General features: G+C 72.3%; 1 protein-coding gene. It reads right to left on the bottom strand.

What is annotated here, in order from left to right:
• Window positions 1-278, bottom strand: a 278-nt coding sequence (locus SKC42_RS27925; RefSeq protein ID WP_330967385.1) for a DUF222 domain-containing protein, incomplete at both ends; no start/stop codon positions are given.

Genomic DNA, 278 nt, shown 5'->3' with positions numbered 1-278 from the left:
CAGCAATCCGTCGTGGTTGCGTTGGGCGGGGCTGCGGGTGTCGCGGCGTACCGCCGCGTCGTCGGGTGTGGCGTCGACGATGGGAGTCTGGTCGTTGGGGTTGCAGGCGCCGGGGGCGGCGAGTTTGGCCAGCACGGCCTCGAGGGTGGCCCGCAATTCCGGGGTGAGCAGGCCGCTCAAGGGTGACATGCCGTCGGCGTCTTGTCGGCCCAGGGTGATGGCGCGGCGGCGGGCGCGTTCGGCGTCGCTGAAGTCGCCGTCGGGGTGGAGCCAGTCCA

It is taken from the genome of Mycobacterium sp. 050134 (genome assembly GCF_036409085.1).
In the GTDB taxonomy this organism is placed as follows: domain Bacteria; phylum Actinomycetota; class Actinomycetes; order Mycobacteriales; family Mycobacteriaceae; genus Mycobacterium.
The sequence above is the reverse complement of the archived record's forward strand: the minus strand, read 5'-3'. Positions and strand labels throughout refer to the sequence as shown.